Origin of the sequence: Rhizobium sp. PP-CC-3G-465 (assembly GCF_004343445.1) — a bacterium.
GTDB classification, from domain to species: domain Bacteria; phylum Pseudomonadota; class Alphaproteobacteria; order Rhizobiales; family Rhizobiaceae; genus Ferranicluibacter; species Ferranicluibacter rubi.
Map to the genome: position 1 here is coordinate 254,902 of NZ_SLYH01000005.1, position 26,735 is coordinate 281,636.

Sequence of the window (26,735 nt, forward strand, 5' to 3'; positions counted from 1 at the left end):
ATATCTATTATGCTCAATATATATTTGTTCGAATGCCCGGCAATCGGTAAATGTTTTCCACCAGCGAGAGGATGCGCTGTTGGGGAGGATCGATATGAACATGAAGCAAATTCTGGGGGCCGTCATCTTTGTCGGCGCAGCCTCACTATCCACGACAGCGAAGGCGGAACTGCTCGACGATATCAAGGCGGCGGGAACCCTGAACTGCGGCGTGCTGACCAATTCGCCGCCGCTCGGTTTCCAGGATGTGAAGACACGCGAGCCTGCCGGCTACGAAATCGAGATTTGCCAGAAACTTGCAAAATCGCTCGGCGTTACGGCGAAGCTCACCGCCGTTTCTCCCCAGACCCGCATGGCGGAGCTGACGCAGGGACGCGTCGATATCCTGGCGTCGCTGCTCAGCTACAGCAAGCAACGTGCCGAACAGGTCGATTTCAGCGGTGCCTACATCGCCGAAGACTTCAACTTCGTCGTCCTCGATAAGTCGGACATCAAGACGGTGGACGATCTCGCAGGCCAGCGCATCGGCCTCGTCAAGGGCTCGGTGCTGATCCCGATCACAGAGAAGCGGCTTCCGGACGCCCGTGTTCTTTCCTTCGAGACGAGCGCCGCTTCGTTCCTCGCCCTGCAGCAGGGTAAGGTAAAGGCGACGGTCTATCGCTACTCCGAAGGCAAGGCGGTCGAGCGCAATGCCGGGGCGGATATCAACAAGCTCCGTTTCCTCGATGAGCCGCTCCTGTCCATGCCGTCCGGCTTCGCGTTCCGCAAGGGATCGCCGGAACTCGTCAAGGCGACGAATGCCTTTCTCGCATCGCTGGAAACATCCGGCGAGGGACAGGCCCTCTACGACAAGTGGCTGGGCAAGGACAGCGACCTGAAGGCGACCCGGAAATTCGAATTCGGCAAGCCGCAGGAAACCTGGTTCACAAACTGAGACATCATCGGCATTGACGGTTCCGCGGCCTTCCGGCGCGGAACCGTCCCACAGGTCAGGACGGCGACGGTGATGCGCGTGGAAGCGTGTGTCCTGTCCCAGGCGAGACGTTTTTCCTATGGGCTATCAGCTTGATTTCAGAAAGGTTCTGCAGGGCGAGTACTTCGGTCTCATTCTGCAAGGGCTCCAGACGACGATGGTTCTCTTCGTCATTTCCTGGGTACTGGGGCTGATCCTCGCAATCTTCCTGACGGTGGTGCGGGCCATCGAATTCCGGCCGACGCAGTTTCTGGTCGCAGCCTTCGTCGAGTATCACCGCAACGTACCGATCCTGATCCAGCTGTTCGTCTGGTACTTCGGCTTCGCCGTGGTGCTGCCGGATGTCGTCAACGACTACCTCAACGATGTCGGTGCCGAGATCGGTTACGCCATCGTGGCGCTGGCGCTGAACAAGGCGGCCTATATGTCGGAGGATTTCCGCAGCGGGCTTCGCTCCATCCATCCGGCGCAGATGGAAGCCGCCCGCGCCATCGGTCTTACCTATCTCGGCGCGATGAAATGGGTGATCCTGCCGCAGGCCTGGCGGCTGGCGCTGCCGGCCCTGCTCGGCCAGACGCTGATCCTGTTCAAGGGCACCAGCCTTGCCGCCGGTATCGGCGTGGCGGAACTCAGCTATCAGGCACGCTATGTCGAGGAGCAATCCTTCCGGATCTTCGAGGCCTACGGCGTCGTCACCGCGATCTACATGGTGATTTCGTTTGCGATCATGTGGGCCTCGTCGGTTCTGTCCTCACGCTACCGGCTGAGGGTCAAGTGATGCTGGATATCCTTCAGGAATACGGCGTTCTCCTTCTCATCGGCGAGTATCCGCACGGCAAGCTCGGCGGTCTGGCGATGACGCTCATCATCTCCTTCGTCAGCCTGATCGTGACGTTTCCCTGCGCCATTCTCATCGCGCTCGCCCGGACGGGAAAAAACAAGCCTCTGAAAAGACTGGCCAGCGGCTTCGTGCACTGCGTGCGCGCCATTCCGCTGCTGATGTTGATCTTCTGGGCCTATTTTGCGCTTCCCGTCGTCATCGGCATACCGATCGATGCGACCTATACGCTGATCATCGCCATCGTCATCTATCAGACAGCCTATCTCGGCGAGATCATCGCTTCCGGCATCGAAGGTCTGCCCAAGGGGCAGATGGAAGCGGCCGAAGCGCTCGGTCTCGGTTACATCCCGACGACGTTCCGCATCCTGTTGCCGCAGGCGCTGTTCAACGTCATCCCCGGCATCGTCAACCAGTTGACGACGATCATCAAGGAATCCTCGCTAGGCTCGATCATCGCCGTGCCGGAACTCTCTTATGCCATGCTTCAGGTGAACTCGAACGAGGTCACCAAGCCCTTGCAGATCTTCGGCATTCTCGCCGCCACCTATTTCGTTCTCTGCTTTGCGCTGAGCCAGGCAACGGGCGTGCTGGAACGGCGCATTTCCAACCGGCGAACCGGCCGGGTCGTCGTGGGGGCCGTGGCATGATCGAGTTTCACAGCGTCTCCAAGCGCTATGGCGCGCTGCAGGTCATCCACGATGTCTCGGCCACGGTCGAGAAAGGCACGACCATCGTGCTCTGTGGTCCCTCGGGTTCGGGCAAGTCCACGCTGGTGCGCACGGTCAACCGGCTGGAGCCGATCCAGTCGGGACGGATCACGGTCGCCGGGCGCGATATCCACGAGAAGTCCGTCGATGTGAATACGTTGCGCTCGGGCATCGGCTTCGTCTTCCAGCAGTTTAACCTGTTTCCGCACCTGACGGTCGTTGACAACGTAATGCTGCCGCTGCGTCGCCTTCGCGGGCAGTCGCGCAGACAGGCGCTGCCGACGGCCATGCTGATGCTGGAACGGGTCGGCCTTGCCGATCGGGCGCAGTCGCTGCCGGCCGATATCTCGGGCGGGCAGGCGCAGCGGGTGGCCATTGCCCGTTCGCTGATCCTCAAGCCCGAGATCCTGATCCTCGACGAGCCGACCAGCGCGCTCGATCCGGAAATGGTTGGCGAGGTGCTGAAGCTGCTGCGCGAGCTTTCCGCCGGCGGCATCACGCTGATGTGCGTCACCCACGAAATGGGCTTCGCCCGCGAGGTGGCCGACCGCATCTGGTTCCTCAAAAGCGGGCGACTGACGTTCGACGCCAGCCCTGACCTGTTCTTCTCGCAAGAGGCGCATCCCGACGTGCGGGGCTTCCTCTCCTCCATCCACCGCAATCACTGAAACAGTCGAAAGATCCGATCATGATCCATATCAAGCAAATCCCGGAGCGTCCGAGCGCGGAAGACATCAAGGCGCTTTCGCCCTTCTCGCCGGCAACCATCCATGAGGCTCAGGGGCGTCGTGGCGCCCTGTCCTCGCGCATCAAGCCGGTCGATTACCGCATGAAGCTGTGCGGACCGGCCTTTACCGTGAAAAGCGCACCGCGCGACAATGTCATGCTGCAGCTGGCGATCAACTATGCGAGCCCGGGCGATATCATCGTCGTCTCCGGCGGCGCGTACGAGGAGGCCGGCTCCTTCGGCGACGTGCTGGCCAATGCCTGCCTTGCCAAGGGCATCGGCGGCCTCGTGACCGATACCGGCGTGCGCGATACGCTGCAGCTCCGCGATCTCGGCTTTCCCGTGTTCTCGCTCAGCGTCTGCATCAAGGGCACGGTCAAGGAAACGCTGACCTCGGTCAACGATCCGATCATCGTCGGCGACGAACTGATCTATCCCGGCGACATCATCGTCGGCGATGCCGACGGGCTGGTGGTCGTCCGTCGTGGCGAGGCGCAGGCGGTGGCGAAGCTTTCGCAGGAGCGCGAAGACGCCGAAGCCGGCTATATCGCCGCCTACAAGGCAGGCAAATCGGTGATTGAGGTCAGCAATCTGGAACCGGTGTTGAAAGCCAAGGGCTTCCGGTCGGATATCTAATCTCATACCAAGTGTCGATGACAGAAACCTATAGGTTCCTATCGACGACACTTGGTATCAGGCCTCGGCGGCGGCCAGCGCCGTCTCCGTCATCTGCAAGCTCCGCTGCAGCCGGCTCTCGCGCCATACGGCGAATAGACCGGCTGCAGCAACGATGACGCCGCCCGTGATCGTGGTGATAACAGGTAACTGGCCGAAGGCGAGATAGCCGATGACCACGGACCAGATCAGCGTCGAATATTCGAACGGAGCAAGCAGCGAGGCTTGCGCATGGCGCAGGCTCAACGTGATCAAGATCTGTGCCATACCGCCGGAAATGCCGGCGGCGAGCAGGAGACAAAGCTGCGTGACGCTCGGCATCGTCCAACCGAAGACAGCCGTCGCCAGGCCGATGACAGTGGTGACGAGAGAAAAATAGAGCACGATGGCGCCCGGCTGTTCGGTCTTTGCGAGGTGACGGATCTGCACCGAGGAAACCGCGGAGAAGAACGCCGCAACGAGCCCCGCCGCACTGCCGAGCAGCATGCCCATGCCGATGACGTCAGCTTTGAATATATCGAGATGCGGCGCCAGCATCACCAGCACGCCGGTAAAGCCGACCGCGACCGACGTCCAGCGGTAGACCCGGACGACCTCGCCCAGAAGCAAGGCTGCAAGGATGACGGTGAAGAGCGGTGCCGCGTAGCTTAGCGCCGTCGCGTCCGCGAGCGGCAGATAGGCAAGCGCGAGATAGCCGAAGAACATGCCGCCGGTGCCGGAGATGCTGCGGACGAGGTGCCCGCTAAAATGCTTCGTGCGGGTGAGGGCAACAAGGTTTCCCTGTAGCCCGAGCCAGATGCCCAAGGGGAGGAGCGCGCCGACAGACCGGAAGAACACGACTTCCCCTGTCGGAATCTCACCATTCAGCCCCTTCACGCTCGCCGCCATCAAGGTCGCGCAGAGGGCTGCCAGAAGTTTGAGCAGAATGCCTTTTCCGGGGTTCATTACTATTCACCGTCGCCAAACCTCCCGAACTGGCCTCCCTGTCGCCATTCACCACGAACCGTCTCGGACGGAAACCGGAAAGGCGCTCCATCAAAACTTCGTCTGACCCCATCGCCCCACCGCTGATGTAGCAAGAATGGCGCCCTTCGCCGCGTCTGTCAGCGAACCGGGACCTTGCAAACAGGTGGCGAATGGACCTCTCGAAAATCAAAACCCTGATCGACTTCGTCGGCCAATCCGACATCACCGAACTCACGGTAAGCGAGAAGGATACGACGGTCCGGATCTTCCGGACGAAGACGACGGGCGAAACCGCCGGCCCGGTTGCCGGGCCTGCCGCGGCCGCGGAAGAGGCCGGCTCGACGCAGGTGACCGCGCCGATCTTCGGAATTTTGCACGCCGCATCGGCACCCGGCGAGAAGCCGTTCGTCGCCGTTGGCGATATCGTCGAGGCCGGCCAGACGCTGTTCATCATCGAGGCCATGAAGGTCTTCAACAGCATTGCCGCGCCGTGCGCAGGTCGTATCGTAAGGCTCGCGGGCGTGGATGGTGCCGAGATCGAGGCGGGCGACCTGCTGGCGGAGATCGCCTGATGTCCGGGGACGCTACAAACGCGCAGGAAGCACGCAGCTTCGATACCGTCCTCATCGCCAATCGCGGCGAAATCGCGCTGCGGGTGCTCCGGGCCTGCAAGGATCTGGGCCTGAAGACGGTCATGATCTGCTCGCAGGCCGACCGGGACGCGCAATACGGTGCGCTGGCAGACAGGTTCCTTTGCATAGGCCCGGCAAGCGCCGGCAAGAGCTATCTCAATCAGGATGCGATCCTGCTGGCGGCGCGCCTGACGGGTGCCGGCGCCATTCACCCAGGTTACGGCTTTCTGTCCGAGAATGCTGCTTTTTCCAATGCTATCGAGACGGCCGGGATGGTCTTCATCGGCCCGACCGCCGCCTCGATTTCGACCATGGGCGACAAGATCGCCGCGAAGTCAGCGATGATGGCGGCCGGTGTCCCATGCGTTCCTGGCCCCGATACGGCCCTTCCGGACGATCCGGCCGCAGTCCAGGCCATTGCCGCCGAGATCGGCTATCCGGTAATCGTCAAGGCGGCCGGCGGCGGCGGCGGGCGCGGCATGCGCGTGGTGCACGAGGCGGGACATCTGCAGGAGGCGGTGTCGCTGACCCGCGAGGAAGCGCGGCAGGCATTCGGCAGCCCGGCGCTCTACATGGAGAAATTCCTCCAGCATCCGCGCCATATCGAAATACAGGTTCTTTGCGACGTGCACGGCAACGCCATCTGGCTCGGGCACCGCGATTGCTCCATGCAGCGCCGCCACCAGAAGGTGGTGGAGGAGGCCCCCGCGCCAGGTATCGCGCCGGAACGCATCGGCCCCGTCGCCGAAGCCTGCCTCACCGCCTGCCGGCTGATCGGCTATCGCGGCGTCGGCACCTTCGAGTTTCTCTATGAGGAAGGGGAGTTCTTCTTCATCGAGATGAACACCCGGCTTCAGGTCGAGCATCCCGTGACCGAGATGACGGCAGGCATCGACATCGTACAGGCGCAGATCCGAGTGGCGCAGGGCGAACCGCTGTCGCTGGGGCAGGGGGATGTGGCGACCGAAGGGCATGCCTTCGAATGCCGCATCAATGCGGAAGACCCCGAAACGTTTCTGGCCGCAGCCGGCACCATCACCGGCATCGCCCTGCCATCCGGCCCCGGTATCCGGGTCGATACGCATGTCCATGCCGGCTACAAGGTGCCGCCCTATTACGACTCGCTGATCGGCAAGCTGATCGTGCATGCGCCGAGCCGGACGGAGGCCATTGCCGCCATGCGTAGCGCGCTTGCCCAGACGCGCATCGACGGCATCGCCACCAACCTGCCGCTGTTGCGCGCGCTGTTCGACGATGCCGGCTTTGCGGCCGGGGGCACGGACATTCACTATCTCGAGAAATGGTTGAAGCAGCGGAGCGCCGCATGAGCAAGCTGGACTTCACCGATCCCGCCCTCCTCGACGCGCTTGCCGCCGCCCTGACGGCCGCCGGCGTGGACGGCATCGAGATCGAGCAGTCGTCGCGCACGCTGCGGCTGGTCGTAGAGGGGAAGACCCCGCGCGCGACGGTGCGCCCCCATGCCGGCCATGCATCAGCAGCCGATATCATCACCGCGCCAATGGCCGGTATCTTCGACCTCGATACGATCCCGAGCGAACTGCCGCGAACCGTTCGTGCCGGAGACATTCTTGCCTGCCTGCGCATCGGGCCGGTGCTGGTGCCCGTCAGGGCCTCGAAAGCCTGCACCGTCACGCGGTGCCTTGTCGTTGCAGATACCCTTGTCGGCTTCGGCGACCCCCTGTTCGACATCGAGGCACACCCATGAGCCGCGCAGCCACCTCCCTTGCCAGCCGACCGCTGATCCGGTCGCGACCCAAGATCTCGGCCATCGGCGCGCGGGCGTTCCTGCTCGATGCGCCGGGCGAGTTCGACCTTGCCGCGCAACGCCGGATCTGGGCGCTGACGCAGACCGTGCGGCAGTGGCCCGACGTGATCGAAACCGTGCCGGGCATGACCAATCTGCTGGCTGTTTTCAAGGCCGTGCCGGAAGACCCCGACAGCGTGATATCTAGGCTGCTCGACGCCTGGGAACGCGCCGAAAGTATCGACATCAAAGGCAAGACGATCGACATTCCCGTGCATTACGGCGGCGCGCATGCGACCGATCTGGCAGCCCTCTGCGATCTTTGCGGCCTTGCCGACAAGGAAGTCGTGCGGCTGCACCATGAGGGCACCTATACGGTGTTTGCGCTTGGTAGCGCGCCGGGCTTCGGCTACCTGCATGGGCTCGATCCGCGCCTCCATATGCCGCGCAAGACCGTGCCGTCTCTCCGGATGGAAAAGGGCTGCGTCACCATCGGTGGCATGCAGACGGGCGTTGCCGTTCTGACCGGGCCGAATGGCTGGAATTCGATCGGCTTTGCCGACCTGCCGATGTTCGACCCCGCAGCAGAGGTGCCCGCCCTGATGGCGCCGGGCGATATCGTGCGCTTTCTCCCTGAAAGGATCGAGCTGTGATCGAGATCGTCGACACCGGGCCGCTGAACACAATCCAGGACCTCGGCCGGCCGGGCTACCGCGACATCGGCGTCACGGTGAGCGGAGCGATGGACCCGCTGGCATTGACGATCGCCAATCTGCTGGTCGGCAACGATGCGGGAGCCGCGGCGGTCGAACTCCAGACATTTCCCGTGCGGATCCGTTTTGAGCAGAATACTGCGTTCTCCGTCACAGGCGGCGGCTCCGCGGCGCTTGACGGGGAAACCCTTCCGCCCTGGTGGATGCAGATTGCAGACGCCGGCCAGATCCTTGAAATCCTGCCGTCGAAAACGTCGGCCCGCGCCTATGTGGCCTTCGAGGGTGGCGTCGATGTCGCGCCGGTCATGGGCTCGCGCAGCACCTCATTGCGCGGTGCATTCGGGGGCAATGACGGTCGCGCGCTGCGCAAGGGCGACGTGCTTCGGCTGGGGTCTCCGGCTGCCGATGTCCTCCCCGCGGGCGGCTTCGGCGTGGTGCCTCCCCTGCGCGAAATGGCGTCTCTCTTCCCTGTGGCCGAAAACGGCGCCTTGCTGATCCGGGCGCTGCCGGCCGGCGAACACGATCTGTTCGGGGCGGATGCCGAGCGATTCTGGACCGAGGACTGGAAGATCTCCGCGCAGAGCGACCGGACGGGCTACCGCCTTTCGGGCAATCCCATCCGTCTGACGGAACCGGTCGAGATGCGCTCCCACGGCATCGTCGCAGGTGTCGTTCAGGTGCCGCCCGGCGGCGAGCCCATCGTGCAGATGAGCGATGCCAATACGGCGGGCGGATATCCGAAGATCGCCGGCATCGTCGAGGCCGATCTCTGGCGGCTGGGCCAGGCGCGTATCGGCACCCGTCTGCGCTTCGTGCGCGCGACGCATGCGGAGGCGCGGATGCTCGACCAGGCGATTGCCACCTATATCGGCGACGTCGAAACCACCGCGAGACAAGTCGGGCGGGCGTTGAAGGCGATGGCAGGCCGATGACAGGAGGTAAACCCGTGAAGGTCGACATAAATTCCGATATGGGCGAGGGCTTCGGTCCGTACAGTCTGTGCGACGACGAAGCCCTGATGCAGGTCGTTTCCTCCGCCAATATCGCCTGCGGTTTTCATGCCGGCGATCCCGAAACGATGGCGCGGATGGTGCGGCTTGCCAAGGCGAACGGCGTCGGCGTCGGTGCGCATCCAGGTCTGCCGGACAGGCTCGGCTTCGGCCGCCGCGAGATTCCCTCGTCGCACGACGAGCTGCGCCAGCAAATGCTCTATCAGCTCGGCGCACTGACGGCGGTCGCGAAAGGGGAGGGCGTGCCCGTCGCGCATATCAGCTTCCACGCTGCCATGGGCAATATGGTCAATCGCGATCCCGTGCTCGCCGACCTTATCATGGACGCCGTCCGCACCGTCGATCCGAACCTCATCGTCTTTGCCATGCCGGACAGCGTCATCGCGACAGCTGCCGCGCGTGCCGGGCTGAAGACGCTGCTGCTGTTCCTTGCCGACCGGGCCTACGATGCGGAGGGCAAGCTGGTTGCACGCGGCCTGCCGGGCGCCGTCATCAAGCAGGAGGACGCGCTTCGCGCCCGCGTTCGCCAGTTCCTCCGGCACGGCACCGTCACCACCATTGATGGCGCGACGCTGGCCATGCCGGCACGCTCCATCCTCGTCCATAGCGATACGCCCGGGTCTCTCGACCTCGCGCGGATCGTCCGCAGCGAGATCGAGGCCAGCGGCGCGACCATCGCCCCGGCGTCTCAGATCGTCGAATCCTGATCCGGACCCCAACCACAAAGACCGAAAGCGCAACCCCGATGCCCGCCATTGCCGACCGCCTCAAGCACGTTTCCATCTCCGCGTCCGCCGCCATGACCCAGCGCGCGCGCGATCTCGCAGCACAAGGGATTGGCGTCATCAGCCTGTCGGCCGGCGAGCCGGATTTTCCGACGCCCGCCCACGCGACCGAAGCGGCCCATGCCGCAGCGCTCGCGGGCGACACGAAGTACCCGTCGATGGATGGGACGCCGGCGCTGAAGGCTGCGATCTCGCGAAAGTTCAAGCGCGACAACAATCTCGACTACGATGCCAGCCAGATCGTCGTCTGCGGCGGCGGCAAGCAGGTGATCTTCAACGCCATTCTCGCCACCTGCAATCCCGGCGACGAGGTGGTCATTCCCACGCCGTCCTGGATCAGCTACGCCGATATCGTCCGCTTTGCCGGCGCCGTGCCGGTGCCCGTTGCCTGCCCGCAGCAGACTGGGTTCAAGATCCGGCCGGAGGATCTGGAAGCGGCGATCACCCCCCGCACCAAGTGGCTCTTTCTCAACTTCCCCAACAATCCGACAGGCGCTGCCTGCTCGCGGGAGGAAATGAAGGCGATCGCCGAGGTGATGCTGCGCCATCCCGACGTCTGGATCATGACCGACGATATCTACGAACATCTGATCTATGACGGTTTCGAATTCTGCACGATCGCCGAGGTCGAGCCCCGTCTTTACGACCGGGTCCTGACCATGAACGGCGCATCCAAGGCCTATGCCATGACCGGTTGGCGGCTCGGCTTCTGCGGTGGTCCGAAGGATCTGATCAAGGCGATCAGCAACGTCAACGGCCAGAACGGCGGGGGCACCGCGACCGTCGTGCAGGCCGCAGCCGTCGCTGTGCTCGACGGACCGCAGGATCTCTTGAAGGAGCGCGCCGCCATCTATAAGCAGCGGCGCGATTTCGTGCTCGGCAAACTGGCGGAGATCGACGGTATCCGGTGCCACAAGCCGGAAGGCGCGTTCTATATCTTCCCCAACATCGCCGGCCTGCTCGGCAGGACATCGAAGGGCGGCCGCAAAATCGAGACGGACACCGACTTCGTCATGGCACTGGTCGAGGAACATCACGTCGCGACCGTTCAGGGTGCGGCCTACGGCATGAGCCCGTTTTTCCGCATCTCCTATGCCACCAGCATGGAGAAGCTGGATGAAGCCTGCGCCCGGCTTTCGCAGTTCTGCGCCGATCTCCGCTAAAACGGTCTTCGCTGATGCCGAAGGTCAGCCGCGCGGCAGTTTCAGCCGCGCGGTGAGTTCCAGCAGGATATCCCGCACCGCCGTTGCGGGCTCGGACAGCGACATCCCATCCGCCACGCAGAGCGACAGCGTTTCCTCGATGCGCGGCGTCACCATGCGGCAGACCAGCGGCTCGCCGGACTCGGTCACGATCCGGTCCGCAATCGCCTTCGGCATGATCGTCGCGCCGAGACCGGCGCTGACGGCGCGGGTCAGTGTGCGCACGATCTCTACCTCGCCCACGACCTTCAGATTGACCCGGCTGCGGGTAAAGGCAGTATCGACCGCGCGACGCACGAAGTTGTAGGCCGGCGGCATCAGCAAGGGCAGGCCGTCCAGCGCCGCGACGGCAATGGGCTTCTCGTCCGCCTCGATGGCGAAGTTCGGATGCGCGACGAGGAAGAATTCCTCGCTGAGGATCGGCTCGAATTTCACGCCCTTGAGCGGTCCAACGCCATGGATCAGCGCCATCTCCAGGCGGCCGGTCATGATCATCTGGCTGTAGGTCTGCCCGACGCTCTCCGTCAGATGCAGGAGAATGCCGGGATGCCGCTTGCGTGTTTCCGCCAGCAGATCGACCGACAGCGTCGCCGCACTGCTGAAGGGCACGAGGCCGACGGATACGCGCCCCGCAAGCGAATTGCCGGCGGCGGAGGCATCGGCCTGGGCCTGGTCCATCTGCCGCAGGATAATTTGCGCATGGCGATACACGGCATGGCCCGCATCCGTCATGCTCACGCCCTGCTGGCTGCGCAGCAACAGCTTCTGGCCAAAGTGCTCCTCCAGCGAGGCCAGCTGCTGGCTGAGGGCCGGCTGGGCAACGTGAAGGATATCAGCTGCCCGCGTGATGCTGCCGGTATCCACGATGACGATGAAAGATTTTAAACGCCTGATATCCACGTTCTGCCCACAGATCGCCCCACTTGCCGCCACTCTACAATCCGGCCCTGATATTTCAAAGCCAAATCCATCACTTAGCAGATCGTCTCATTGTGCATTGCACGCACATTCTGCTGCATTTGCAAGCGTAGCCCGGAGCGCTCTGCTTATTTTATGATCACCATAAGGCTTGCTTATTGCTCCAGAGATAATCGGTCTTATTCAGCATCGGACAGTTTCGTTACTGTGAAAAAAACAGACGGTGAAGGGGAATAAACATGTCATTTTCCGACTACAGGACAGCCCTTGTCACCGGCGCTTCGTCGGGCATCGGCGCCGCCGTCGTGGAGCGGCTGTGCCGTGAGAACATCGAGGTGCATGCGCTGGCGCGCAGCGCCGAGCCGCTGAAGGCGCTTGCCGCGAAGACGGGATGCATCCCGCATGTCATCGACGTCACGGACCGCGCTGCGCTCGCCCGGCTGACCGCCGAAACCGAATTCGACATTCTCGTCAACAATGCCGGCGTCGACAGGCCGAAGAAGTTTCTGGAAGCCGACGAAGCCGACATCGATCTTCTGGTCGACGTCAACCTTCGCGCCGTCCTGCATCTCTGCCGCATGGTCGTGCCGGGCATGGTCGCGCGGGACAATGGCCATGTGATCAACATCTCGTCCATCGCGGGCGCCTACAACTTCGGCGGAAACTCCTCCTATCACGCAACGAAGGCCGGGGTGAGCATGCTGTCCAACCAGCTGCGCATCGATGCGTTCGGCAAGCGCGTCAGGGTCACCGAGATCTGCCCCGGACGCGTAGCGACCGATATCTTCGCCCATGTCCATGGCGACGATCCGTCCATCCGCGAGCGCTTCATCGACGGCTTCGAACTGCCGGAAGCCTCCGATATCGCCGATGCCATCGCCTTTGCTATCGCTGCCCCCATCGCCGTCAATATCGGCCACATGGAAATCACGCCGACGCTTCAGGTCATGGGTGGCCTGCAGACCGCGCGTCCGGAAACGGTGCGTCCCAAGGCGCCTGCGTCGGACAATAAGCCGTGAGCGGGTTCGATATTACGGCGATCCTGTCCAATCCGGACTATGTCGCGATGCTGATCGAAGGCATCAAGATGACCTTCGTGATCGCCATCGGCTCCTGGGTATTGGCAATGACGCTCGCCGTGCTGCTGCTGGCGCTGCGCTTTTCGCCCGGCCGCTTCGGCAACGCCTTCGTTTCGGCCTATGTCTCCTATCACCGCAATGTGCCGACGCTGGTGCAGCTGATGCTCTGGTATTTCGGCATCTTCACGCTGCTGCCGGACTGGCTGACCTTCTGGCTGTCGAACCACAATGCCGAGGCGATCTTTGCCGTGGTGGGGCTTGGGCTGTGCCAGGCGGCGTATTTCAGCGAGGATCTGCGCTCCGGTCTTCGCTCCGTTAGCGTCGGGCAGATGGAGGCGGCGCGCGCGCTCGGCCACGGTTATCTCTCGGCCATGCGCTACGTGCTGATGCCGCAGGGGGTTCGCAACGCCCTGCCGCCGCTGATCAACCACAGCGTTTCCCTGTTTAAGAACAGCAGTCTCGGCATCGTCATCGGCGCGTCCGAGCTGACGCATGCGGTGAAGGAGGTCGAGAACCTGAGTTTCCGCACCTTCGAGATCTACGTGATCGGAACCGTGCTCTACCTGGCCTTCACCCTGCTGATCATGGCGGCCGGCGCCGTGGTGACCATGCGCACCGACGTCTCACGGAGGGCGCGCGCATGATCACCGATATCGTCACGATCTTTCAGGACTACTGGCTGCTGCTGCTTATCGGGCAGTACCCGAACGGCCCGCTGGGCGGTCTTGCAAATACGCTGATCCTGTCGGCGCTCAGCATCGCGCTCGCCTTTCCCGTCAGCATTCTTATGGCGCTCGCCCGGCTTTCCAAATGGCGGCTGCTGCGCTGGCCCGTCACCGTGCTGGTCTATGTCACGCGCGGCGTACCGCTGCTGATGCTGATCCTGTGGAGCTACTTCCTCGTGCCGCTGATGACCGGCGCCGACGTGCCGAGCTTCGTCACCATGCTGACCACGCTCGTCATCTACCAAGGCGCCTTCCTCAGCGAAGTCGTGCGCGGCGGCATCGTCGCTCTCAGCCACGGGCAGATGGATGCGGCGAAGGCGCTGGGTCACAGCTACCTCGGCGCCATGCGCTTCGTCATTCTGCCACAGGCGCTCTACAATATGATCCCGAGCATCCTCTCCACCTTTGTGTCCACCATCAAGGATACGACGCTCGGCTACGTCATCAACGTTCCCGACCTGACCTTTGCGGCGAGCCAGGTGAACAACCAGCTTCTGACGCAGCCCTTCCAGGTCTTCCTCATTCTGGCCGTGATCTACTACGTGATCTGCTGGAGCCTGACCCACGCCACCCATCGTCTCGAACGCCGCATCACCCGCAGGCGTGCCGGTCTGTCCGCAGGCCGCACCGCTCCCGTGGTTGCGCCGCCGGTCAAAATCGCAACGGAGCAGCCATGACAAGCCTCGATCGAACAGGCCCGCAAAATGGACAGGATCCGACGGCCATCCGGATCGCCGGAGTCTCCAAGACATACGGCACCTATGAGGTGCTCAAGGGCATCGACGTCGAAGTGGCGCGCGGCGAAGTCGTCGTCATCTGCGGCCCCTCGGGCTCCGGCAAATCGACGCTGATCCGTACGATCAACCGGCTGGAGGAGATCAACAGCGGCGCGATCACCTTCGACGGCCAGAACATTCACGCGCCGATGAAAACGCGGGACCTCAACCGTTTGCGCAGCCGCATCGGCTTCGTCTTCCAGAGCTTCAACCTCTTTCCGCACCTCTCCGTGGTCGACAATGTCTCGATGTCGCCGATCCGGGTGAAGGGCGTCTCTCGTGATGTCGCCCATGACAAGGCCTTGCTGCTGCTCGACCGCGTCGGCCTTGCCGACAAGGCGACTGCCTATCCGGGCCAGCTTTCCGGCGGCCAGCAGCAGCGCGTCGCCATTGCCCGCGCCCTGGCGATGGAGCCCCCGGTGATGCTGTTCGACGAGCCGACAAGCGCGCTCGATCCGGAGATGGTCGGCGAAGTGCTCGCGGTCATGAAGAGCCTCGCCAAAGACGGCATGACCATGCTGTGCGTCACCCACGAGATGGGCTTTGCGCGCGATGTCGCAGACCGGATCTGGTTCATCGATGCCGGCGAGATCATCGAAAAGGCAACGCCCGAAGAGTTCTTCACCCATCCCCGCCATCCGCGCGCCCAGCGCTTCCTTGCCGACCTGCGGCACTGACGGACGTCACTTTCTACCCATAATAATCAAAGGAGAACAGCATGACCCTGACACGCATCACACTCGGCCTCGCTTTGGCAGCGACGGCTCTAGCCACCCCTGCGAAAGCCGATCAGCTCGCCGATATCCTGTCTGCAAAGACCCTGCGTTGTGCGACCTTTGCCGACGTTCCGCCTTTCGCCTCGCCGGATCCGAAGACCCGCGAAATGGCCGGCTTCGACGTCGACCTCTGCAATGCCATCGCCACGGAACTCGGCGTCAAGGCCGAAGTGAAGCCTGTCTCCGTCGAAGCGCGCGTGCCGGAAGTCAAGCTCGGCCGCGTCGACATCACCGTTGCAAACCTTGCCTACACGCTCAGCCGCGCCGAGCAGATCCAGTTCAGCGACCCCTATTACCTCGCCAAGGAAATGCTGATCGTTCCCGATGCAGATCCGGGCAAGACGAAGGCCGACTTCGAAGGCCAGCGCATTGCCTCCACCAAGGGCTCGACCTCGGAAATGTCGATCAAGCTCAACAAGTCCACGCCGCTGACCTTCCAGGATACGGCATCGGCCTATCTCGCCGTTCAGCAGGGCAAAGCGCGCGGCATGGTCGCCAACACCATGACGACGACGAAGTTCGTCAACCAGTCCCAGACCCAGGGCAAGAAGATGCGCATGATCCCGGATCCGATGATCTTCCAGCCCATCGGCGTCGGCATGCAGAAGGATCAGCCCGCGCTGACCGCCAAGATCAACGAAGTGCTTCGCAAGCTCGACACGTCGGGCGAACTCGGCAAGATCTGGGACAAATGGCTCGGCCCGAACACGGAATACAAGATCGTCCGCAACGACAAGGTCGTGCCGCTCAGCGAGCTGAAGTTCGAGCCCATTCCCTGAACTAAATGCCGATAAGCTTAAAACACAGGGCGCAGCCGATGCGCCCTGTGTTTTGCTATTTTGGCCAAGGCGCTTGGGCGCTTACGAAAAGCTTTCCAGCACAGCCAGAAACGTATGCCGGTCGCCCTGTCCCTCGGTCAGTCGCACGCGCGCTTCGATGTCGGCGAGGTGGTGGTCCATGAGGTCCTGGGCTTTGCGCAGGTCCTTGGCCTTCAGGGCGGCGACGATGAGGCGGTGGTGGTCGGCGCCGCAGTCGTCCTTGCGCTCTTCCTCGTAGAGCGACATGACGAGGGAGAGGCGGGCGACGATCTTGGCGAGCATTTCGGTCAGGACCGGGTTGCCGGCAAGCTCCGCCAGCACGATGTGGAACTTGCCGGAAAGTACGGTCTTCGACTTCTCGTCGCCGTGATGGTGGATGTGCTCTTCCTCGTCCGTCAGCGTCTGCAGGGCATCCAGCTCCTCCGTCGTCGCGCGCGCGATGACGAGGTCGAGGAGAAGGTGCTCCAGCTTGCGGCGAGCTTCGAAGAGGCTCTTCGCCTGTTCGATGCTCGGCTCGGCGACGAAGGTTCCGCGGTTGCGTTTGCGCTCCAGAAGATGGTCGCTTTCGAGCACGCCGAGCGCTCCGCGTACGACAGTGCGGCTAACGCCGAAATGCTCGGCGATCGCTTCCTCGAGAATCTTGGTGCCGGGCTTCAGCGCGCCTTCGCCGATGGCGGCGGCCAGCGTGTTACGGATGCGCTCCGAGACGTCGTCATTGCCGGTATCCGCCGTTTCCACAGCGCCGCTGGTGCCCGACGGGGCTTTCGTATTTTGCCGGCGCGGCTTTCTCATGGGCGTCTCCACATCACGTCTGTATGGCTTCCGAACGACGGTCGCCCTTCGTTCCAGATATCCCTATGTCGTAATACTTTCCATAAGAATGTTCCTGCGCATATCGCACAATCCAAAGGATCGCTCCGGGTGTCGGATGCCGTTTGCGGGCCCGACACCCGGATCGACAATCAAGCCGCTTGCTGCTTCGCCTCGGGGGAGGCAAGGGCGATGCCCTTGTCGCGGCAGATCGAGCGGATGTGGTCGGCCGACTGCTGGATAAAGGCGATCGCGGCATTGAACCCATAGGACTGGTTTTCATAGGTCGGATAGCCGTATCGGCTGGCTTCATAGGCCTCCCAGTCCGGCACGGCGCCCGACTTTACCCGTACTTCGTAGGCATCCACCATCGCCATGTAGGCAGCGAGCTCGTCCTCTGTCAGGTCGGGATGGCCGGCGCGCCAGATCGGGTCGTCGATCTCGATGCACTGGCGCGGATTGGCGCGGCGCGGCTTGTCCTCGACCGATTGGGCGACTTCGAGCGAGAGGTTGAGGGCCGGGTTGGCGTCGGCGAGGATCGGCAGGATGGTGGCGAAATCGACGATGCCGCCGCCGCAGGGGCGGGTCTGGAAATCGAGGCCGCCGGGCGCCCGCCCGACATAGGCATCCTTGATGTGCGTCTGGCGGATATACGGGGCGAGGCGGCGGGCGGCGAAGACCGGATGCTCGCCGCGCTGCAGGCCGTTCCCCGTATCGAACACCACGCCGACGCAGTCCTCGCCGACTTTCTCGATCAGGCGCAGGATTTCAAACGACGTGATCTCGTCATGGGTCTCGATGTTCATGTGCGCGCCATGGGCACGGGCGACCGGCGCCAGCTTCCGCAACACCTTTTCCATCCCGTCCAGCTGGTCCTGCCAAGTCACATCCGTGCGAAAGCGGTCGTTCGCCAGCCGGCCGCGATATTCGGACTTGAAATTGCCCGGTGCGACCCAGAGTTCCAGGCAGCCGATGGCGGCGCTCGACTCGATCATGCGGGTGAAGCCGGCGATGATATCGCCACCGCCGGCTGCCCGAAGGGCTGGCTCCTCCGCGCTGCAATAAGGGTTGATCTTGCCGATGCCGCTTTCGAGGTAGAGGCCGAGATCGTCGGCCTTGGCGCGGATGTCGCGGAGGGCGCCGGGCTCGAGCGTCGGGCTCATGTCCAGCGCGGTGCTGAAGAAGATGCCGGCAAGTCCCAGCTCCTTCACGTGGTCGAGGCTGGCAAGCGGTCCGCGCGTCTTCGATTGGGGCAGCTTGATGCTGTCGATTCCGAGTTTCATGTCGAACGTCCTTTTCGTGTTTCCGGATGCGACGCGCTTTGGTGGCGTCTTATGGGTGAGGTGGGTAAGGGGATCACGCCCGTGCCGGCGCGGTCGTCGCGCTTCGGTTCTTCGGCTGGAGGCTTTTTTCAAGATAGTGCTGACCGACCGAGGCGACAGTGGTGATGGCGAGGTACCAGATGGAGGCGACGAACAGGAGTTCGATGACGAGGAAGTTGCGGGCGTAGATCGCCTGCGCCTGCGTCAGCAGGTCCTGCATGCCGATGACGGAGACGATGGCGCTCGCCTTCAGCATGCCGATCGCCTGATTGCCGGTCGGCGGCACGATAAGGCGCGCCGCCTGCGGCAGGATGACGGTCTGGAACGTCTGCCGCGGCTTCAGCCCGAGGGCGGTTGCCGCCTCGCGTTGACCCTTATCGACAGCGACCAGTCCTGCGCGGATGATCTCCGACATGTTCGCGGCTTCATGCAGGCCGAGCGCCAGGAAGCCGGCGAAGGCCGGAGTGACCAGATCGTTGATAGATATGCTGTAGTCGCCGATCCCGACCTGCGGAATGAAGAGGGCGATATTGAACCAGAAAAAGATCTGCACGATCAGCGGCACGCCCCGGAACCACCAGACGAATGCCGCGGCGATGACCTTCAGAACGAGATTTTTGGAAGTTGCCATCAGCGCTAGGATGCAGCCGAGCGCGATGCCGAAGATCATCGCAACCGCCGTGAGCTGCAGGGTCAGCACCACCCCCCGCAAAATCGAGGGGTGAACGAGATAGCGTGGGATTTCAGCCCACTGGATGCTCTGGCTCTGGGCCACGATCATCGCGAAGACGGCCAGCACGAGGATCGCGCCGGTCCCTGTCAGAAGCTGCCCCCACCGGATCGACCTGCCGGCCGGGGGTGCGAGGTGAAGGGAGATGGGGGGAGCCGCAAACAGGGACATGGGCTCATTCCACCGGCATGTTTGCGGCGTCGTTAACCTTGACGGTCTTCACCGCGAGCGGTCCGAGGCCCCACTTCGTCATGATGGACTGGTAGGCGCCGCTGTCGACCATCTGTTGCAGGGCCGCGACGACCGTGTCGCGCAGCTCCGGATTGTCTTTGGACGTGAGCATGCCGAGATAACCGACGGCCAGCCGGACATCCGGCAGTGCCTGCAGGCCCTTGCCTTTGCCGGTCTGGTTTGCCGTCGTGTAGACGCTCGTGGCATAGCCGTTCACGGTCGCATCCGCCCGGCCGGTGCGCACGGCCTGCAGAACGTCCGGCATTTTCGGTATGGACATGATGTCGATCGGCGTCGCGCATTTCGCGGAGGCGGCCTCGACCAGCTTGCCCTGGAAGGTGCCGACGGGAACCGCGACCTTCTTGCCGCAGAGATCGCCCATGTCCTTGATGCCGAGCGGGTTGTCCTTGATCGTCATGATCGTCGTCGCGTCGAACATATAGTCGATGACATCGACCTGCTTCTGCAGTTCCGGATCGTCGTTGATGCCGGAAATCGAGATGTCGAAGCGCTTCGACAGGATCGAGGGCACGATCGCCGCACCGGCGCCCACATCCGTCATCTGGATCTCGACGCCGAGGATGACACCGAGGGCCGCCGCGAGATCGGCATCGATGCCCACCAGCTTGCCTTCGTCACTGTGGAAGCTGATCGGCGGGGTGAGGTCGGTCGCGACCTTGAGAACGCCAGCCTTCTTGATGCCCACCGGCAGGCCGTCGGCCAGTGTTTGCGAAAGGGCGACGCCCGGCAGTTTCGCGATGTCCGTCTCCGGTACCATCTTTACGGCTGCGCCTTCCGCAGCCAGCGCGGATGCTGCCGAAAGCGACATCACCACGCATGCCAGGCCTGCCTTCATAAGTGTCTGCACGTTTTTCATGGGATGCCCTTTGACGATTCCGATTGTTAAGTCTCGAAATCATCGAAGCAAATGCCATGCCAACTTTTCATATGAACCGGTAAGAGACTGAAATAAAATCAATTATTTTATTGTATCGTGCAATCGGCAAAATCTACGAAAGTATATGCGAATAAAAATTCGCACAGACGCTGCTCGTTTTTTGATCGTCAGCGCGTTTTTGAAGGCAGGAGGCCGGACAATGTTCATCCATGGAGGGAACTGGCGCATCTGCCATGTAACGTCCACGCGCGGTTTTAAAGGGACAGCGGATGATTGCGCCCGGTTCAGGCAGGTATCGAAATGCTTATAAAATACACAATAACGGTCAAATGATGCCCATATGCATTTAAATTGATCTTTGATATTTTAATTACGAATAAATATGCGAAACTATGTAGATCATAAATATCGTATTAAAATGAGTTGGATACAAGATTTCCTCTGGCGTTTGCCGTGTTTGGCACACCTCTTGCAGCAGCCTTTGCATGAACACGATCGAAGCACCACGCCCGCCGCAAACGCCTTCACGCCCCACGGTGACGCGGAACGGGCTGTCGATCGTCGCAACGCCAGAACAGGGAAGCCCGATGCCGGACATCGCAACAATGGCAGATCGCAAGCGGCTCAGCGTTCGCGGGGTCACCCACAGCTATGGTGGCCAGAACGCCGTGAGCGACATTTCCTTCGATGTCGAGGCGGGCGAGATCGTCGCGCTGCTAGGTCCGAGCGGCTGCGGCAAATCGACGGTGCTGCGCGCCATTGCCGGGCTCATCCAGCCGAAGGCCGGCAAGATCATTCTCGGCGATGACGATCTCGCCCATATCTCGGCGCGCTCGCGCGGCATCGGCATGGTCTTCCAGAACTATGCGCTCTTCCCGCATCTCACAGTTTCGGAAAACATCGCCTATCCCCTGGCCTGCCAGAAGGTACCGCGCGTCGAGCGCAAGGCGCGCGTCGAAGAGATGCTGGCACTTGTTCGCCTCGATGGCTACGGCAACCGGTTGCCGCGCGAACTTTCGGGCGGGCAGCAACAACGTGTGGCCGTGGCGCGCGCCATTGCGGCAAGACCCTCTCTGCTGCTGCTCGATGAGCCCTTCGGCGCGCTCGACCGGGCGCTGCGCTTCGACCTGCAGGTCGAGCTTCTGCACCTGCAGAAGACGCTCGGCATCACAACGCTCATCGTCACCCACGACCAGGAAGAGGCGCAGAGCCTCGCCAACCGTCTGGTGCTGATGAACAAGGGCAATGTCGAGCAGATCGACACGCCGATGGCCGTCTACGATAGGCCAAAAACCCTGTTCGTGAACACTTTCATCGGCCAGGCCAACATGCTGCACGGCACGGTTGCCGCGCTGGAGGCCGCAAGCACCGGGATCGTTCTCGAAAACGGTTCGTCGCTCCGCCTGCCGCGCCGCCTGAACTTCACCGTCGGCTCCAGGGTCACGGTCACCGTCCGCCCGGAAGAGGTGCGCCTGTCGTCGCAGCCGGGCGAGAACACGCTTCCCGCAACCGTCACCGTTTCCGTGCCGCTCGGGCCGTCGCTGGTCCACGACATGGTGCTCAGTGACGGCTCCGGCCTTCGCGCCGCCGAAGTGCGCGGCCCCGCCACCGTCATTCCCGAGCCGGGGATGACGCTCTTCGCCGAGATCGACACCGCAAGGTGTCACGTCTTTCCGGCCATTCCGGAAACCATCCCGTCGTCAGAACACTAATCAACAGAGGTGAACATCATGCATGACTTCAAACTCAGCCGTCGCCATTTCGGCATGCTTGCAGCCGGCGTTGCCGCATCGGCAGCATTGCCATTCTCCGTGCGCGCTGCCGGCGGCACGGCGATCGCCGCGACCTTCCCCGGTAACTGGGAGGACGGCTACCGCAAGGCGCTGACGCCAATCCTCGAGGCGGAAGGCTTCGGGCTGACGGTTGCCCCGGCCATGGCGCAGGACCAGCTCGCCAAGGTCATGGCGAGCCCCGGCAATCCGCCCTACGACACGCTCCTGATGTCGCCCGGCCAGATGGCCACAGCCATCGAGAACGACCTGATCCAGAAGATCGATCCCAGCCGGTTGAAGAACTGGAACATGCTCGACCCCGCCTTCCAGGGCGAATACGGCCCAACGGTCACCATCGAGGTCAACGGTATCGCCTACAACCCGGACATGGTGCCGCGCCCCAAGGGCTATCGCGACCTGTTCGAGAACCCGGCCTATCAGGGCAAGGTGTCTTGGACCGGCTTTGCCTCCAACACCGCCGTCATGGCCTATACCGAGATGGCGAAAATCTTCGGTTCCGGTCCGAACGACATGGATGCCGTGTTCAAGCTGTTCAAGGACCATCCGGAGCAGCTGCAGGGCGTGGTCGACAGCACCAATCACCAGATGACGCTGTTCCAGCAGGGCGAGATCGCCGTGTTCATGTGCTCGACCGGCAATGTCGCGCGGCTGAAGTCGCTCGGCATGAACGCCGAATTCGTGCAGCCGGAGACCGGCTCGCCGGCAGCCCCCGTCAACATCCACCTGACCAAGGGCGCGAAGAACCTCGATGCGGCCTATGCCTACATGGATGCCGCGATCTCCAAGGCCGCGCAGGACATCCTGAAGATGCCGCCGACCGAGATGTTCCCGACCAACAAGGAGGTCGCGCTGACACCGGGCATCGAAGCCTACGTCACCCGCGATCAGCTTTCCAAGATGGTCTACCCGGACTGGGCGGCGATCAACAAGAACCGTGCGGCGTGGATCCGCACGTTCGACGCCCTCGTTGCCGGCTGAGGATCGAAGATCATGAAGGCGAGCGGTTTTCCCTATGTCGTGCCGATGCTCCTGCTATCGGTGGCGTTCTTCGCGACGCCGCTCGCCGTCCTCGTGGGCTTCAGTTTCTCCGGGCCAGGCGGTGCGACCGTCGAACATTACGGTCGCTTCTTCGGCGATGCGTTCAATTTCCGGGTGCTCGTCTCCACGGCGAGACTCGGGCTGGAAACGGTGGTGGGCACGACCTTGCTCGGCGTGCCCATCGCGCTGCTCTACTGGCACAGCGGCCGCACCGCCCGCCAGGTCATCATCTTCCTCACCCTCATCCCCATGCTCACCAGCAATGTCGTGCGCACCTTCGCCTGGATCGTCATTCTCGGCCGGCAGGGGCCGATCAGTGAAACCTTGATGGCGCTGGGGCTGACCGGCAGTCCGATCAGCCTGATGTTCACGGAGTTCGGACTTCTGATGGCGATGTGCCAGATCGACCTGCCGCTGATTATCCTGCCGCTGATTGCCATCCTCTCGCGCACGCCTGTGCAGTTCACCGAAGCCGCGCAGGTTTCGGGCGCCGGTCCTTGGCGCATTCTCGTCACCGTGCTTCTGCCCCTGATGCTGCCGGGGCTGCTCGCCGGGTGGATCCTGGTCTTTGCCAGCACCAGCAGCTCCTTCGTCACGCAGGCCGTCATCGGCGGCGCGCGCAATGTCTACGTGCCGCAGCTCATCTACCGTGAGGTCGGCACCCTGTTCGACTGGCCGCTTGCCTCTGCCATCGCGGTCGTCCTGCTTATTTCCACCGGCTGCCTTCTGGTCGCCATGACGATGATTTCCCGCCACAGGAGGCTGGTCGGCCATGCGTGACATGAAGGAAAATCCGGTTCCGGCACTCCTCTACAAGGTGTTCGTCTTCGGCTTCGGCAGCCTCTGCGTCGTCTATCTCGTCGCCCCCATTGTCATAGCGCTGACGATGTCGTTCACCTCGGGACAGACGCTCAAATACCCGCCGGAAGGTTTTTCGTTCCGCTGGTACGAGGCCCTGCTCGACCCGGTCCGCTCGGCGACCGAACATGCCGCTGCCTGGAACTCGCTGAAGATCGCGGGTCTTGCCGTGCTCGGCGCGCTCCTCTTCGCCGTACCCGCCACCATCGGCATGACGCGGATGCGGCGCAGCACGGTCGGCACCATCGAGCCGCTGCTTCTGGCGCCGCTCGTTCTCCCGAGCCTCGTCTATGGTCTGGCGGCCCTCATCGTCGCGAACTTCGTCGGTCTCCAGCCCTCGCTCTGGCTGACGGTCACCGGCCATGTCGTGGTGTTCGGGCCCCTGATGTACCGCGCCGCATCCGTCGTGGCGCAAGGGCTCAACCCGTCGCTGGCGGAGGCCTCGACCGTGATGGGTGCGTCCTGGTTCACAACGTTGCGCCGGGTGACGATCCCGCTTCTGATGCCAGGCATTCTCGCCGGTGCCTTCCTCGTCTTCATCCAGTCGCTCGACAATGTCTCGGTCTCGCTCTTCCTTGCCGATGCGCAGACGACGGTGCTGCCGTTGCGCATGTTCGCCCTGATCGAGGAGTCTCTCGACGTCCGCGTCGCCGCCATCTCCGGCATCCTCATCGGCCTGACCCTCTTGGTGATGCTCGTCGCACGGCGCGTGCTCGCGCCACAGAGACAGGCCTAACCCACCCTTTTCAAACTTTGCCAAACGTCCAAGGAAATTGCTCATGAACATGCGTCCGACCCAGACAGGCGCCTACCGCATCGGATCGCTGCTTGCGGACTTCGCGCCCGACTTCGATTTTTCAGCGCCCCTGCCGCTGCCCGTCGAAGAGTTCGAGGAGCGCCTGCGCCGCATCCGCCGGCAGGCCGTTGAAGCCGGGCACGACGCAATCATCGTCCACACCGGCGGCGTCGGCTGGTTCCACACGTCGAATGCCTATCTCCGCTACATCTGCGACTGGATGCGCGAAGGCGTGCTGATCATCCCGACGGACGAAGACAAGCCGCTGACGCTTCTGTCCTTTTTCACCCAGTCCGTGCTCCTGCCGCCCGGCGGCGAACCCGTGCTCGTTGAGGACATCTGGCAGATCGGCCCCATCGGCCGGGAATATGCCGATCGTCCGGGCGACAGCGTCATCAAGACCGCGGAGAAATGCGCGGAACTGCTTGGCAATCTCGGCCTCGCCAAGGGCCAGATCGGCCGCATTGGCGACCGGACGTCGCTCACCTTTTGGGCCGGGCTGGAGGAGCTTCTGCCCAAAGCGAAGTTCGTTGCCGACAACCCCATCCTCGACCGCCTGCAGAAAGTCCGCTCGCCGCGCGAGATCGAGATGTTTCGCGCCGCAGCGCAACTGGTCAGCATCGGCACCCAGGCCGCCTATCATGTCGCCAGACCCGGTGTCACCGACCACGAAATCTACGCGGCCTTCAGCGTCGCGCAGATGTCGCTCGGCGGCGAAACGGGTGACGGATACCAGATCGGCATCAACGAATTCGGCACCCATTGCGGCAAGCCCTACGGCCACATCGTCCGCCCCGGCGACCTCATCAACCTCTACATTTCCAACGTCACCTATCGCGGATACACCGCCCAGACGGCCCGCATGATCGCGGTCGGCGACATCACCAGCCGCCAGGAAGAGGTGCTGGCCGCCTGCACCGACGGCGTGAAACGCGCAGAAAAGCTGATCCGGTCCGGCGCCCTGATGCGCGACGTCAACAATGCCGCCTTCGAGCCGATGATCGAGCGCGGCATGCTGTCCTCACCCGAGGCCCGTGGCATGCCCTATAACTGGGCGCCGATGGAGGATGGCAGCGCCCGCCTCGTTCCCCGGCAATATGTGAAGAATATCGATTGGGAGGCGCAGGGCCGCACGCTCATGCACCTCTACCCGGCGACCGAGGGGCCGCATAACCCCAACCTCGGCCACTCCGTCGGCATGGCAGGCGGGCAGAACAGCTTCAACATCTCCTCCCACAATTACGACAGGCTGGAGGAGGGGATGGTGTTCGTGATGCATACGCAATGGCTGGAGCCTTTGTCCGCGGGCTGCAACATCGGCGACATGTATGTCGTGACCAAGGAGGGCTTCGAGAACCTCAGCCGCCACACACCGCTCGAAACCCATCGCATTGCCACGGACGCCTGACATGACCAACAACAAAGTCCATACGCATTTTGATTTCGCCAAACTCACCGAGCGCGAGCGCTACAAGATCCTCATCGGGACGGTCATCCCGCGGCCGATTGCGCTGGTGACGACGGTGAACAAGGCGGGCCGGCCGAATGCCGGGCCGTTCAGCTTCTTCAACGTTCTAACCCATGATCCAGCCATCGTCGCCATCGGCGTCGAGAACTATTCCGACATGCGCTTCAAGGACACTGCCCGCAACATCCGCGAAACCGGCGAATTCACGGTCCATATCTGCGATGATGCGCTCGTTGCCCAGATGGAAATCTGCGCCATCAAGTTCGGTCCCGAGGTCGATGAGCTCGACGAAGCCGGGCTCGACACCGTGCCCGGCAACATGGTCCGCAGCCCCCGTATCCTCGCAGCACCCGCAGCGCTGGAATGCCGCCGCCACACGACCCTCCAGGTCGGCCCGGCCCGCGAGATCATCCTCGGCGAAGTCGTCGGCGTCTACGTCCGCAGCGACGCGGTCAACCCGGCCAACCTGCATATCGACCAGCAAATGATGGACGCCGTCGGCCGCATGGGCGGCCATACCTATACGCGGACCCGGGATCAGTTCGACGTCAAGACGCAGACGCCGGAGGAATGGGACATGCGGACCAGCGTAGACCGGGGAAGGCGGAAGGGTTGAAGATAAGCGGAAGATCGTGATCCTGTGAGATCATCTTCGCGCCTCTGCCTTTTCTGAAGACCGCGTCGATACCAATATGCCGCTCCT

29 protein-coding genes are annotated in these 26,735 nt (G+C 62.8%); 23 read left to right on the plus strand and 6 right to left on the minus strand.

Annotated features, from left to right (window positions below):
- The first annotated feature begins 94 nt into the window (after nucleotides 1–94).
- From C8J33_RS18855 to C8J33_RS18875, 5 genes are all read left to right on the plus strand, one after another.
- Nucleotides 95–934, plus strand: a complete 840-nt coding sequence (locus C8J33_RS18855) for a transporter substrate-binding domain-containing protein (protein ID WP_110801655.1) — start codon at nucleotides 95–97, stop codon at nucleotides 932–934.
- Nucleotides 935–1,052: 118 nt separating this feature from the next.
- On the plus strand, nucleotides 1,053–1,751 hold the full coding sequence (locus C8J33_RS18860) for an amino acid ABC transporter permease (RefSeq protein ID WP_110801656.1): 699 nt from the start codon (nucleotides 1,053–1,055) through the stop codon (nucleotides 1,749–1,751).
- Complete coding sequence (locus C8J33_RS18865) at nucleotides 1,751–2,461, plus strand: amino acid ABC transporter permease (RefSeq protein WP_110801657.1); 711 nt, start codon at nucleotides 1,751–1,753, stop codon at nucleotides 2,459–2,461. Before C8J33_RS18860 ends, C8J33_RS18865 begins: the two co-directional genes overlap by 1 nt.
- Complete coding sequence (locus C8J33_RS18870) at nucleotides 2,458–3,189, plus strand: amino acid ABC transporter ATP-binding protein (protein ID WP_110801658.1); 732 nt, start codon at nucleotides 2,458–2,460, stop codon at nucleotides 3,187–3,189. The genes C8J33_RS18865 and C8J33_RS18870 overlap by 4 nt, the downstream gene beginning before the upstream one ends.
- Nucleotides 3,190–3,209: 20 nt before the next feature.
- Nucleotides 3,210–3,884 (plus strand): 4-carboxy-4-hydroxy-2-oxoadipate aldolase/oxaloacetate decarboxylase, encoded by a 675-nt coding sequence (locus C8J33_RS18875; protein ID WP_110729481.1) that lies wholly within the window; start codon nucleotides 3,210–3,212, stop codon nucleotides 3,882–3,884.
- Between the two features lie 57 nt (nucleotides 3,885–3,941).
- On the opposite strand, the gene C8J33_RS18880 is transcribed toward C8J33_RS18875, so the two are convergent.
- On the minus strand, nucleotides 3,942–4,868 hold the full coding sequence (locus C8J33_RS18880; protein WP_110801659.1) for a DMT family transporter: 927 nt from the start codon (nucleotides 4,866–4,868) through the stop codon (nucleotides 3,942–3,944).
- Nucleotides 4,869–5,059: 191 nt separating this feature from the next.
- Here C8J33_RS18880 and C8J33_RS18885 point away from each other — a divergent pair, with 191 nt between their 5' ends.
- From C8J33_RS18885 to C8J33_RS18915, 7 genes are read left to right on the plus strand one after another with little or no spacing between them, the layout of a single operon-like run.
- On the plus strand, nucleotides 5,060–5,461 hold the full coding sequence (locus C8J33_RS18885; protein WP_110801660.1) for an acetyl-CoA carboxylase biotin carboxyl carrier protein: 402 nt from the start codon (nucleotides 5,060–5,062) through the stop codon (nucleotides 5,459–5,461).
- Entirely contained in the window at nucleotides 5,461–6,849 is a 1,389-nt protein-coding gene (locus C8J33_RS18890) for an acetyl-CoA carboxylase biotin carboxylase subunit (RefSeq protein WP_110801661.1), read from the plus strand. The genes C8J33_RS18885 and C8J33_RS18890 overlap by 1 nt, the downstream gene beginning before the upstream one ends.
- Nucleotides 6,846–7,247, plus strand: a complete 402-nt coding sequence (locus C8J33_RS18895; RefSeq protein WP_110801662.1) for an acetyl-CoA carboxylase — start codon at nucleotides 6,846–6,848, stop codon at nucleotides 7,245–7,247. Before C8J33_RS18890 ends, C8J33_RS18895 begins: the two co-directional genes overlap by 4 nt.
- Nucleotides 7,244–7,939: a 5-oxoprolinase subunit PxpB gene (gene pxpB / locus C8J33_RS18900; RefSeq protein WP_110801663.1), complete on the plus strand. Its 696-nt coding sequence runs from the start codon at nucleotides 7,244–7,246 to the stop codon at nucleotides 7,937–7,939. Before C8J33_RS18895 ends, pxpB begins: the two co-directional genes overlap by 4 nt.
- Nucleotides 7,936–8,931: a biotin-dependent carboxyltransferase family protein gene (locus C8J33_RS18905; RefSeq protein ID WP_110801664.1), complete on the plus strand. Its 996-nt coding sequence runs from the start codon at nucleotides 7,936–7,938 to the stop codon at nucleotides 8,929–8,931. Before pxpB ends, C8J33_RS18905 begins: the two co-directional genes overlap by 4 nt.
- 14 nt (nucleotides 8,932–8,945) lie before the next feature.
- The gene (locus tag C8J33_RS18910; protein WP_110801665.1) at nucleotides 8,946–9,716 is read left to right on the plus strand and encodes a 5-oxoprolinase subunit PxpA; all 771 of its coding nucleotides are present in this window, start codon (nucleotides 8,946–8,948) and stop codon (nucleotides 9,714–9,716) included.
- Between the two features lie 38 nt (nucleotides 9,717–9,754).
- Nucleotides 9,755–10,957, plus strand: a complete 1,203-nt coding sequence (locus tag C8J33_RS18915) for a pyridoxal phosphate-dependent aminotransferase (RefSeq protein WP_110801666.1) — start codon at nucleotides 9,755–9,757, stop codon at nucleotides 10,955–10,957.
- Nucleotides 10,958–10,981: 24 nt separating this feature from the next.
- On the opposite strand, the gene nac is transcribed toward C8J33_RS18915, so the two are convergent.
- The gene (gene nac / locus C8J33_RS18920) at nucleotides 10,982–11,896 is read right to left on the minus strand and encodes a nitrogen assimilation transcriptional regulator NAC (protein ID WP_110736957.1); all 915 of its coding nucleotides are present in this window, start codon (nucleotides 11,894–11,896) and stop codon (nucleotides 10,982–10,984) included.
- Nucleotides 11,897–12,153: 257 nt separating this feature from the next.
- Between nac and C8J33_RS18925 the strand changes: the two genes are divergently transcribed.
- The 5 genes from C8J33_RS18925 to C8J33_RS18945 are packed head-to-tail and all read left to right on the plus strand — an operon-like array spanning nucleotide 12,154 to nucleotide 16,049.
- Entirely contained in the window at nucleotides 12,154–12,933 is a 780-nt protein-coding gene (locus C8J33_RS18925) for an SDR family oxidoreductase (protein ID WP_110801667.1), read from the plus strand.
- Nucleotides 12,930–13,637 (plus strand): amino acid ABC transporter permease, encoded by a 708-nt coding sequence (locus C8J33_RS18930; RefSeq protein WP_110736954.1) that lies wholly within the window; start codon nucleotides 12,930–12,932, stop codon nucleotides 13,635–13,637. The genes C8J33_RS18925 and C8J33_RS18930 overlap by 4 nt, the downstream gene beginning before the upstream one ends.
- Complete coding sequence (locus tag C8J33_RS18935) at nucleotides 13,634–14,395, plus strand: amino acid ABC transporter permease (protein ID WP_110729491.1); 762 nt, start codon at nucleotides 13,634–13,636, stop codon at nucleotides 14,393–14,395. Before C8J33_RS18930 ends, C8J33_RS18935 begins: the two co-directional genes overlap by 4 nt.
- Nucleotides 14,392–15,171: an amino acid ABC transporter ATP-binding protein gene (locus tag C8J33_RS18940; protein ID WP_110801668.1), complete on the plus strand. Its 780-nt coding sequence runs from the start codon at nucleotides 14,392–14,394 to the stop codon at nucleotides 15,169–15,171. The genes C8J33_RS18935 and C8J33_RS18940 overlap by 4 nt, the downstream gene beginning before the upstream one ends.
- A gap of 41 nt (nucleotides 15,172–15,212) precedes the next feature.
- The gene (locus C8J33_RS18945) at nucleotides 15,213–16,049 is read left to right on the plus strand and encodes an ABC transporter substrate-binding protein (protein ID WP_110801669.1); all 837 of its coding nucleotides are present in this window, start codon (nucleotides 15,213–15,215) and stop codon (nucleotides 16,047–16,049) included.
- Nucleotides 16,050–16,130: 81 nt separating this feature from the next.
- Here C8J33_RS18945 and C8J33_RS18950 read toward each other — a convergent pair whose 3' ends face one another.
- The 4 genes from C8J33_RS18950 to C8J33_RS18965 form a co-directional block, all read right to left on the minus strand.
- Entirely contained in the window at nucleotides 16,131–16,880 is a 750-nt protein-coding gene (locus tag C8J33_RS18950) for a GntR family transcriptional regulator (protein WP_110729494.1), read from the minus strand.
- Nucleotides 16,881–17,050: 170 nt separating this feature from the next.
- Nucleotides 17,051–18,181 (minus strand): sugar phosphate isomerase/epimerase family protein, encoded by a 1,131-nt coding sequence (locus C8J33_RS18955; protein WP_132665027.1) that lies wholly within the window; start codon nucleotides 18,179–18,181, stop codon nucleotides 17,051–17,053.
- A gap of 73 nt (nucleotides 18,182–18,254) precedes the next feature.
- Complete coding sequence (locus C8J33_RS18960; RefSeq protein WP_132665028.1) at nucleotides 18,255–19,121, minus strand: amino acid ABC transporter permease; 867 nt, start codon at nucleotides 19,119–19,121, stop codon at nucleotides 18,255–18,257.
- Between the two features lie 4 nt (nucleotides 19,122–19,125).
- A complete protein-coding gene (locus C8J33_RS18965) occupies nucleotides 19,126–20,058 on the minus strand; it encodes an ABC transporter substrate-binding protein (RefSeq protein WP_110801672.1) in 933 nt (310 codons plus the stop codon).
- A gap of 608 nt (nucleotides 20,059–20,666) precedes the next feature.
- Here C8J33_RS18965 and C8J33_RS18970 point away from each other — a divergent pair.
- From C8J33_RS18970 to C8J33_RS18995, 6 genes are read left to right on the plus strand one after another with little or no spacing between them, the layout of a single operon-like run.
- On the plus strand, nucleotides 20,667–21,791 hold the full coding sequence (locus C8J33_RS18970; protein WP_132665039.1) for an ABC transporter ATP-binding protein: 1,125 nt from the start codon (nucleotides 20,667–20,669) through the stop codon (nucleotides 21,789–21,791).
- 18 nt (nucleotides 21,792–21,809) lie between these two features.
- Nucleotides 21,810–22,850: an ABC transporter substrate-binding protein gene (locus C8J33_RS18975; protein ID WP_110801744.1), complete on the plus strand. Its 1,041-nt coding sequence runs from the start codon at nucleotides 21,810–21,812 to the stop codon at nucleotides 22,848–22,850.
- A 12-nt stretch (nucleotides 22,851–22,862) separates the two neighbouring features.
- Nucleotides 22,863–23,690, plus strand: a complete 828-nt coding sequence (locus C8J33_RS18980) for an ABC transporter permease (RefSeq protein ID WP_110807798.1) — start codon at nucleotides 22,863–22,865, stop codon at nucleotides 23,688–23,690.
- Entirely contained in the window at nucleotides 23,683–24,504 is an 822-nt protein-coding gene (locus C8J33_RS18985) for an ABC transporter permease (protein WP_110801675.1), read from the plus strand. The genes C8J33_RS18980 and C8J33_RS18985 overlap by 8 nt, the downstream gene beginning before the upstream one ends.
- Nucleotides 24,505–24,547: 43 nt before the next feature.
- Nucleotides 24,548–25,972, plus strand: a complete 1,425-nt coding sequence (locus tag C8J33_RS18990) for a M24 family metallopeptidase (protein WP_110801676.1) — start codon at nucleotides 24,548–24,550, stop codon at nucleotides 25,970–25,972.
- Nucleotide 25,973: 1 nt separating this feature from the next.
- Entirely contained in the window at nucleotides 25,974–26,648 is a 675-nt protein-coding gene (locus tag C8J33_RS18995; RefSeq protein ID WP_110801677.1) for a flavin reductase family protein, read from the plus strand.
- The last annotated feature ends 87 nt before the right edge of the window (nucleotides 26,649–26,735 follow it).

What these genes read in the sequence shown, in the direction of transcription:
- C8J33_RS18855 (WP_110801655.1), top strand. Translation starts at nt 95, where the DNA reads ATGAACATGAAGCAAATTCTGGGGGCCGTCATCTTTGTCGGCGCAGCC.
- C8J33_RS18860 (WP_110801656.1), top strand. Translation starts at nt 1,053, where the DNA reads ATGGGCTATCAGCTTGATTTCAGAAAGGTTCTGCAGGGCGAGTACTTC.
- C8J33_RS18865 (WP_110801657.1), top strand. Translation starts at nt 1,751, where the DNA reads ATGCTGGATATCCTTCAGGAATACGGCGTTCTCCTTCTCATCGGCGAG.
- C8J33_RS18870 (WP_110801658.1), top strand. Translation starts at nt 2,458, where the DNA reads ATGATCGAGTTTCACAGCGTCTCCAAGCGCTATGGCGCGCTGCAGGTC.
- C8J33_RS18875 (WP_110729481.1), top strand. Translation starts at nt 3,210, where the DNA reads ATGATCCATATCAAGCAAATCCCGGAGCGTCCGAGCGCGGAAGACATC.
- C8J33_RS18880 (WP_110801659.1), bottom strand. Translation starts at nt 4,868, where the DNA reads ATGAACCCCGGAAAAGGCATTCTGCTCAAACTTCTGGCAGCCCTCTGC.
- C8J33_RS18885 (WP_110801660.1), top strand. Translation starts at nt 5,060, where the DNA reads ATGGACCTCTCGAAAATCAAAACCCTGATCGACTTCGTCGGCCAATCC.
- C8J33_RS18890 (WP_110801661.1), top strand. Translation starts at nt 5,461, where the DNA reads ATGTCCGGGGACGCTACAAACGCGCAGGAAGCACGCAGCTTCGATACC.
- C8J33_RS18895 (WP_110801662.1), top strand. Translation starts at nt 6,846, where the DNA reads ATGAGCAAGCTGGACTTCACCGATCCCGCCCTCCTCGACGCGCTTGCC.
- pxpB (WP_110801663.1), top strand. Translation starts at nt 7,244, where the DNA reads ATGAGCCGCGCAGCCACCTCCCTTGCCAGCCGACCGCTGATCCGGTCG.
- C8J33_RS18915 (WP_110801666.1), top strand. Translation starts at nt 9,755, where the DNA reads ATGCCCGCCATTGCCGACCGCCTCAAGCACGTTTCCATCTCCGCGTCC.
- C8J33_RS18925 (WP_110801667.1), top strand. Translation starts at nt 12,154, where the DNA reads ATGTCATTTTCCGACTACAGGACAGCCCTTGTCACCGGCGCTTCGTCG.
- C8J33_RS18935 (WP_110729491.1), top strand. Translation starts at nt 13,634, where the DNA reads ATGATCACCGATATCGTCACGATCTTTCAGGACTACTGGCTGCTGCTG.
- C8J33_RS18940 (WP_110801668.1), top strand. Translation starts at nt 14,392, where the DNA reads ATGACAAGCCTCGATCGAACAGGCCCGCAAAATGGACAGGATCCGACG.
- C8J33_RS18945 (WP_110801669.1), top strand. Translation starts at nt 15,213, where the DNA reads ATGACCCTGACACGCATCACACTCGGCCTCGCTTTGGCAGCGACGGCT.
- C8J33_RS18950 (WP_110729494.1), bottom strand. Translation starts at nt 16,880, where the DNA reads ATGAGAAAGCCGCGCCGGCAAAATACGAAAGCCCCGTCGGGCACCAGC.
- C8J33_RS18955 (WP_132665027.1), bottom strand. Translation starts at nt 18,181, where the DNA reads ATGAAACTCGGAATCGACAGCATCAAGCTGCCCCAATCGAAGACGCGC.
- C8J33_RS18960 (WP_132665028.1), bottom strand. Translation starts at nt 19,121, where the DNA reads ATGTCCCTGTTTGCGGCTCCCCCCATCTCCCTTCACCTCGCACCCCCG.
- C8J33_RS18965 (WP_110801672.1), bottom strand. Translation starts at nt 20,058, where the DNA reads ATGAAAAACGTGCAGACACTTATGAAGGCAGGCCTGGCATGCGTGGTG.
- C8J33_RS18970 (WP_132665039.1), top strand. Translation starts at nt 20,667, where the DNA reads ATGCCGGACATCGCAACAATGGCAGATCGCAAGCGGCTCAGCGTTCGC.
- C8J33_RS18975 (WP_110801744.1), top strand. Translation starts at nt 21,810, where the DNA reads ATGCATGACTTCAAACTCAGCCGTCGCCATTTCGGCATGCTTGCAGCC.
- C8J33_RS18980 (WP_110807798.1), top strand. Translation starts at nt 22,863, where the DNA reads ATGAAGGCGAGCGGTTTTCCCTATGTCGTGCCGATGCTCCTGCTATCG.
- C8J33_RS18985 (WP_110801675.1), top strand. Translation starts at nt 23,683, where the DNA reads ATGCGTGACATGAAGGAAAATCCGGTTCCGGCACTCCTCTACAAGGTG.
- C8J33_RS18990 (WP_110801676.1), top strand. Translation starts at nt 24,548, where the DNA reads ATGAACATGCGTCCGACCCAGACAGGCGCCTACCGCATCGGATCGCTG.
- C8J33_RS18995 (WP_110801677.1), top strand. Translation starts at nt 25,974, where the DNA reads ATGACCAACAACAAAGTCCATACGCATTTTGATTTCGCCAAACTCACC.